Below are 7,203 nucleotides of genomic sequence, written 5' to 3'. Positions count from 1 at the left end.
TAAATCCGCCTAATTTATTATTATGAGTACTGTCGCCTTCAAACATAAGTTTTTTAGCTTCAGAATTATCTTTTTTATCAGCAAAGGCTTTTTCATAAAGATTTTTTGTAAGCTCAAAGCCGTCAATCAAAATAACCTTTTCTTCTTTTGCAAGCTGTCTTACAGCAGTAACATAAGCATTATTTTCTGTTGTCTGTGTATTTGTACTGGTATCAGTTGAATCATGATGCGGTCTGATTTTTCCTTCTGATGTAAAATACTGTCTTGAAACAGGTGTTACAAGAACTGGAACAGCACCAACTTTTCGGGCAACATCAATATACTGTTTAAGATACCATTTATATGTACCGCCGCAATCATATGAATAGAAAGTAGCACCATATTTTGAAGCATAGCTTGCAGGTGTTTCTACTTTTTTACCAGGTGTTACAGGATAATTTCCTTTTTTGTCCGGACGTCCAAGCGGAACATATCTGTCTTCAAGATAACCGGAAGAATTTGAACAGTCATTATGACCAAACTGAATGAAAAGGTAATCACCTTTCGAAATATTTGCTTCAATTTTGTCTAATGTGCCTTCGTTTATGAAATTACGGCATGAACGACCGCCATTTGCATAATTCTGAACAGCAACAGCTCCGTTAAAATATGCCTGTAAAAATTCCCCCCATGCTCCTTCATTTCTAACCTGCCCGCCGTTCCACATTCCAAGAGCACTATAATCCTTACAGGTTGAATCAGAAGCGAGGAAAACATTTACAGCACCATTAACGCGTGCACGGTCAGCAATTGAATTTGCAGGAACTGCATAACCTTCATTTACTTTTTTATCAAGTTTTGCTTCTACCGGAGAAGCTTTATCACCGCTTCGGCTCTGAGGAATTACAAGGCAGCGGATAACTGCACCGGAATCATCTCTCTGAATAAGATAAGTTTTATCTGCATAACCGGTACTTTGCTTTATAAGCTCAGATTTTCCGTCTTTATCACGGTACCACTTAATGAGAGACATATCATCAGTATCAGCTTTGCCTAAAGTATAATGAACTGTAATCGTATGTCCGGGATAAGGTGTATTGATATCATCATCAGTAGTAAAGCTCGGTTTTTTAACCTTAAGTTTCTGTTTTACAGCCTCAGTATAGAATTCAGGATTCCACTGTCCCAGATAGTGTTTGATATTATAATCTTTGGTTATCTGTGGAATTGTTCCTTCTACACGCTCTTTTGTATCAACAGGGTTTCCAGACCATGTTGTATTTATTTCACGGAAACGGGCATTTTCCGGCTTATTTCCACTCATATCTGTCCATCCGGAAAGTCCAATTGATTCATCACTTCCCAGAACTGTATTGACCCAGGCTACAGCAGCTGATTTACCCCACGGACGGCCAAAATAACCAGGAGCAACAATTGTATCTGAAGCATTTGAAATAAGACAGTTATAGAAAAGATAACCTTTAGCTTCCGGTGAAGTTCTGGCTGCTGTTATATAGCCGCTTGAAGGCTTATCCGTGTAGCCGGCCCAGCGGATTTCACAGTTTTCAAATACAAAATCACCATCACCAAAAATAAAATCTGTATTACCTTCGATAAAACATTTTCTGAGATAACCTTTTATTCCACTGCCTGTATACAATGTATCCTGACTGCCCAGGAATTTACAGTTAAGGAATTCAGTTTCATCTGCTTCAATAAGAATAGCACTTGAACGCTCTGTTGCAGCTTTTGCTCGGACATCAGAATTTAATTTTCTTGCAAAATTAAAGCTTCCGTCCATTTCAACACCATCAGCAATTTCTTCATCAGTGACATATTTATTAAACGATGTTTCAAAGGTGATACCTTCTGCACGGAAGGCTTTTGCTTCTGATTTTACATAAGTTGCAGCACCCCATTTTGCTACACCTTTTTTAGAAAATTTATCATAAGCTAAATCTTCATCATACCAGCCGTTTTGATCTGCCGAATAATAGTTATAACCAATTCCATAATACCAGGTAAGTTTTACTTCCTGAGCAGGATCATCATTTTTTAAAGTTATATACGGCACATCAATAATTAACTGATTTCGATATACTCCGGGAGTAATGTGAATTGTAATTCTGTCCCGTTCCTGTAAAGGATTCATAGCTTTGGCAGCCGCAACAGCTTCGAGCACAGTCGGATATTGTCCGCGCTTAGTTCCAACATATAAATCCCGTTTTAATGGTAGCGGCCGAATTGTTTTTTCTTTGAGTGAAAGTTTTATATCCTTAATGACTGAATTTTTATTTACAACAATATGATTTACTGATTTTGCACGGGAAGTTTCACATATAACTTCATATGTTCCTTCACGAAGTTCAACTGAATAACTTAATGTTGAAATCCGGCCGTTATAAATATAACCGTCTTCCATATTTTTAAACTGAACAGTTTTAGGGAATTCAGTAATTTCACCAAAAAATTTTCCTGAAACATCATATGTTTTACGAGGTGAAACAGTAATATCTTTTGTGAAAGCCGCACTTCCTTCAAAAACAGCATCACCTGTAATTTCGTAGTCATTAGCTCCTGAAAGAGTTGCTGTATAAGTAACCGAAGGCTCAATCAAATCTTCATAAGTAAATTCACCGTTTTCACCTTTTAATTCGGTTTCAACACTCATATACACAGATTTTTTTGGCGGAGTTAAAACAAGTTTTACTGGAGTTTCCGGGGCAAAATTTGAAGCAAAACCTGTAATTTTGCCGTTAACAAGAAATGTTTTCTGCTCAGCAATTGTAATATCTTTTTTTAATGAAGTTCCAGGTTTGGTAGTTTTTGCATCAAGTACAAGCTGTTTTGAAAGCGGGCTTACTCCATAACCTTTTATTCCTGTTAAAACTGCTGTATAAGTAAAACCTGCAGGAAGAAAGGCTTTATATGATTTTCCAGATATAGTGCCGGAAAGTTCCTGATTTGTTTCTTTTATTACAAACTTCAGTTCAGCGTTTCCGGCAGGGAGAGAAGTAAGAGAACCTGAAACTTCTACAGCTGGTGTACGCATAATTCTGTAATAGACAGGTTTCCCAACATTAGCTTCACAATAAACTTTATATGAACCTGAATAAAGAGCAATATACGAATAAGCAGCAGACTCATTTGTAATTGGTGCAACTTCATCCTGACGGTCATCTTTTAAGCCTTCAGAATCAACTGAAGCAAAATGAATTTTTTCATCTCCAGAATTACTTATCCGGGCATAAAATGTAACAACATCTCCAGCCTTTACATTTTTAAGAAGCAGGTATCTTTGTTTTTCACCGCCTTTTCCATTACAGTACCAGATACCATTGGCAAGATATCCGTCTTCAAACTCCGCATGAACATATCCCTGATTTCCGTAATTCTTTTTTCCACTGTAATACATACGGTCATTTTTAACAAAGCTGACTGACAAATCACCAAATTCAATAACTTTTGGTTCAGCTATTTTTCCATCAGCACCGACAAGCTCAAGATTATCAATATCTGAAACAGAAATATGATTACTGGCACCATCTTCTTCAATGCCTCCAAAATCCCAGACATCAGCCTTACGGCTTTGTGATGAAAGTGCAGAAACTGCTCCAAATGCAAGCACACCTGCGATTAAACTGCGCAATAACTTTTTCATATAAAGATTAAACCTCTGTCAGTATTTTAGCAGAGAATCAAAAAAAAATCTTTAAAAAGTTATTTTTTTGCTTATTTTTTTGAAAATAAAATGTCGGAAAAGAAGAAAAAAACTCTAATTAGTCCAAATTAGCGGATATCTCTGGCAAGCACAAAATCATAGCCAGCATCAAGAAGATTCCCTATAAGCAGACTTAATTTTTCGTAAAGAAAATCTTTTCTTGTTCCATTTGAAATTCCAACAGAAACAGGAATAAGCATATAATCTTCAGCACTATCCATATAAAGTTTGATAAGTTCACGTGAATTAAGATACCAGTTTTTACCATTTACAGCCTGTTCAAGTGTAAAAGTATCAAGACTTAATCTCCCGGCTTCAATATAGCGGTAACCGCTCAGCTCACCTGCTTTTTTTATTGCACTATTTGCTTTGTAATATGGAGCATGCCACAAAAGAGAAAGTTCATGCCCCGTTGCTGCATAAAATTCATCTTCATTACGTGCTAAGCCCCGTCTTATAAATTCTTCATCAATTATATAACCGTTTGAAGTTAAATCAGCCAGAGAAAAATACATTGAAGCACAGTCATGTCCTGCAGAATAAATCTGTTTACATTCTAAAGGATACCGGCGGATAAACTCACCATTTAAAAAGAAAGTTGCTTTTATTTTATATTGAGCCAGAACAGAAAGTATCTGAGTAAGCCCGTCTGAACTGTCCAGTGCATCAAAAATCAGGGCAACTTTTTTTCGTTCAGGGGTATTTTCTGTTGTTTCCGGATAAACGCCTTCCGTATGTCCGTTTCCGGCAAATTTTCTTACATAGAGTGCATTTTCATAAAGTTTATTATCTGTAATTCCAACATAAACACGATACTTTGAATTTTGAACTGCATAGACAGAAACTTCAGCTTTTTTCATAAATTCAAAAGAGGTTCTTGAGTCTTCTGCACTTGTCTGCCAGATATTTTTAAACTGATCATAATCATAAAAAGTTGCCTTATTAATAGAACTTTGTGCACAGGCAGTATTATCTGCATCAGGTTTCCAGAAAGCAGTCTGAACAGATGAAAGAAAAAGCATCTTACCTTTATCGTCAATAAAATATCCTTTTTCATTCTGATTCCATTCACGGACAGTAGCCTCCCCGCCCGCATAAATTTTTGAATTTCCGCTCCAGATATATGAATAAATTTTCTCACCAGACAGACGGCCTATTTCACGCCAGTTGATCAAATCATAAACCCGAAGTAATTTTTCTGAACTGAAGGCAATTTTTCTTCCATCGGGTGAAAGAACAGGTATACTGGTATCATTTATTGTTATAAGACTTTTTAGTGTAGAAGAAAGCCTGTAAACACTTGACTTTCTTTTACCGTCTTCAATTCCTATAAGATTTACCCAAAGCACCTGTGTACCGTCAGAGCAGAAAAACACATTGTAATCAACAGGTGAGCCGGAAACATCCGAAAAGGGTTTTGAATACACACTCTCAATTGGTGTTGAACCTGTGCCATTTATGTTGTAGCTGGAAACAATAGAATTTGAATTTATCGTAACTATTTTATTTACAAGAGAATTGACCCAGAATTTGTCATGATGACTGTCAAAACCTAAAGGTAACCTGCCTATAACAATACCTATTCCAACCATTGGAGAATAAAGCCCGCGGGTATACAATTCTTTAGAACTGATTTTGTAAATCAAATCACGATTTATATAAATTAAATATTTCGAGTTAGCCCATGAAACATTATTTATGGAACCTTCTCCAATTTTACGGAATTCTTCACCCATCTGAACTTTCTGGTAAACAGCCTTGGGATCTCCAAAATAAATATTTCCGGCTTTTTCATAAACAAAAACACTGCTGTCAGCGGCCCATTTTACAGGAACCTCATCAAAATCAAAATCACATTTATCATTTAGCAGGAATTCTTCAAATGTTGCAGTATTTTTTAAAAATAATTTACCTGTTGCAGCATCATCTTTTTTTACATAGCACGACCATTTTCCATCAGGGCTTACTTTTTGCGGGAGCATAGCCTTTGCATCAGCAGGAATTGTATCCTCACGCTTTACCCATGTTAATGTTTCATCAGCAATTGAATAACGGGCCGTTCCATAACGATTCCGGATTTGCAGCACTGTACCTCCGGAAAGCAGTTCCATTTTTTCTGGAAAACATGTAAGGATTTTAGTTCCTTCGTTTTTTGCTGCATCGGCCATAAAAAGCGTACGGTAAGATACTGTTCCGCTAAGATTATGATTTACTGTAAAAAGAACTTTATTTTCATTATTTATTTGTGGATTTTCAAATTTTACCTGTGCACAAAGAAAATTAAAAGAAAAAAATGGGAAGAGAAAAAAAGAAAAAAGAAAAGATTTTTTTGTAATCACAGCTTTCTGCCTGCTCCTAATTCATCCAGACCTTTTTCAATTTCGGCAATTTTTGACTCAATTTTCTTTACCCTGCTCTGACGGTCATTAGTCTGTTTTACTTCAAGCTGGTTAAAAACATTTTCAAGAACAGATTTATCGTCACCTTCAGCATTTTCTTTACCGCACCAAGGACAATAAATGAAATCTTTCTCTATAGTTTTTCCGCAATTATTACAAACACAAACAAAATCCATAAACATATTATATCACATAATATTTATTTTTTCAGCAAAGAAAGAGGATCAACTAACTGACCGTTTTTATAAACTGTAAAATGCAGGTGCGGTCCAGTAGAATATCCAGTTGAACCGACTAAACCAATCTTTGTACTTGAATCAACTGACTGACCTTTTTTTGCTATAATTTTTGACAAATGTCCATAAAGACTCTGATAACCGTTTCCATGATTAATTATGATATAATTACCAAAAACATTAGACCATCCTGCAACAACTACAGTTCCACTCATAGCAGAGCGTACAGGTGTTCCGGTCGGACAGGCCATATCAACTCCTGTGTGATTTGAAGCAACCCCAGTAAACGGATCTTTTCTTGGACCAAATTTTGAGCTAAGTCTCCATGAAGCTGTAATAGGATAAACAAACAGCTCACCCATTGCCTTTTTCAATGAATTTGAATCCAGTTTTGCCCCAGGAATAAAAAGTTCCATATTTTTAGTCAAAACTTCTGAATCCAAATCATTTACATCAAGAAGCTCTTCAACACTGACATGATATTTTACAGAAAGTGAATTCAGAGATTCACCGCCGCTGACTTTATGAATAAGTCCATCCATTGATGGAATTTTTAATTTCTGACCAGAACGTAAAGTTCTTACATTAGAAATGTCATTTACTGCAATCAGGGTGGAAATATTTGAAAGACCAAATTTTCTGGAAATAGTGCTTATTGAATCACCGCTTTTTACCGTGTAGCTTTGAAATGATACCGCCAGTCCAAGCCCTGGATTTCCTGATGAAAGCAGAGAACCGTCTTCCCCTAAAACATTTCCGTTTTCATCTATATTATCACTTAAAATTCCGTCCATTGCAAAACGGGACATTGCATTATTTAAAGCTTCAAATTCATAATCAGATTTACTGTCAAATGAAATGCGCCATG

At 36.2% G+C, this 7,203-nt stretch carries 4 protein-coding genes; all 4 read right to left on the bottom strand.

Going from position 1 to position 7,203, the window contains the following annotated elements; all coding sequences use genetic code 11:
- Window positions 1-3,640, bottom strand: a 3,640-nt coding sequence (locus tag ACKI5B_RS12665; RefSeq protein WP_407429327.1) for a pectinesterase family protein, incomplete at its 3' end; no start/stop codon positions are given.
- Between the two features lie 128 nt (window positions 3,641-3,768).
- On the bottom strand, window positions 3,769-6,039 hold the full coding sequence (locus ACKI5B_RS12660) for a polysaccharide deacetylase family protein (protein WP_407429325.1): 2,271 nt from the start codon (window positions 6,037-6,039) through the stop codon (window positions 3,769-3,771).
- Window positions 6,036-6,275 (bottom strand): zinc ribbon domain-containing protein, encoded by a 240-nt coding sequence (locus tag ACKI5B_RS12655; protein ID WP_407429323.1) that lies wholly within the window; start codon window positions 6,273-6,275, stop codon window positions 6,036-6,038. Before ACKI5B_RS12655 ends, ACKI5B_RS12660 begins: the two co-directional genes overlap by 4 nt.
- A gap of 23 nt (window positions 6,276-6,298) precedes the next feature.
- Window positions 6,299-7,203, bottom strand: a 905-nt coding sequence (locus ACKI5B_RS12650) for a peptidoglycan DD-metalloendopeptidase family protein (RefSeq protein ID WP_407429321.1), incomplete at its 5' end; no start/stop codon positions are given.

The organism is Treponema sp. (assembly GCF_045657965.1).
Classification (GTDB): domain Bacteria; phylum Spirochaetota; class Spirochaetia; order Treponematales; family Treponemataceae; genus Treponema_D.
This window is presented reverse-complemented; position numbering and strand designations above follow the sequence as displayed.